Source organism: Bacillus sp. LR--39, assembly GCF_053613335.1.
In genome coordinates, this window is record NZ_JBSIOT010000912.1 from 1 (window position 1) to 699 (window position 699).

The 699-nt window shown below is 51.2% G+C and carries 2 protein-coding genes; both read right to left on the reverse strand.

Annotated features, from left to right (window positions below; all coding sequences use genetic code 11):
- On the reverse strand, window positions 1-534 hold a 534-nt coding region (locus ACWHAR_RS27420; RefSeq protein ID WP_452088476.1), incomplete at its 3' end, for a copper ion binding protein.
- A gap of 36 nt (window positions 535-570) precedes the next feature.
- On the reverse strand, window positions 571-699 hold a 129-nt coding region (locus ACWHAR_RS27425; RefSeq protein WP_452088477.1), incomplete at its 5' end, for a cation transporter.

The window sequence follows — 699 nt, forward strand, 5'->3', positions numbered from 1 at the left end:
CATTGCCCAGAGCAGCGGAAAAGACAAAATGGCTGAAAAAATAAATTTGCCGGTTTGACGCTGAATATCTTTTTCTCTTTGTTCCGCCCGACCGTCCGCAGTTCGGTCTTTTTTCAGCTCGAGCTTGTAGCCGAGCTTTTCAACGGCTTCGATCATCTCCTCCGGCGAAACCGCGCCAGCATGATAGTCGACTGTCGCAGTCTCAATGGCAAAGTTGACGGCGGCGCTTTTGACGCCAGACAGCTTGTTGAGGCGCTTTTCAACCCGGTTGGCGCAAGCCGCACACGTCATGCCGGAAACCGCAAATTCGGCTTTTTCCGCAGGAACTTGATAGCCGAGCGATTCGACTTTCTCAGCCAGCTGTCCGACTTCGATTTGCCCCGGATCATAAACGATTTTTGATTTTTCCAGCGCCAAGTTCACATTTGCGTCCTGAACGCCGTCAAGCCTTTTCAACCCTTTCTCGATCCGCGCCGCACAGGCGGCGCAGGTCATGCCAGAGATTTGGAGGGTGGCTTCTTTTTGTCCGTCCATATCCTTCACTCCTTATATACCCCTTGTAGGTATACATCAGCCTGCAACATCATACCCCTGGTCTTCGATCGTATCGATGATCTCCTTCAGCGAGACTTTGCCTGAATCAAACGATACTTCGACTTTGCCCTCGTTTAAATTCACTTTGACAGACTCCACTCCGCC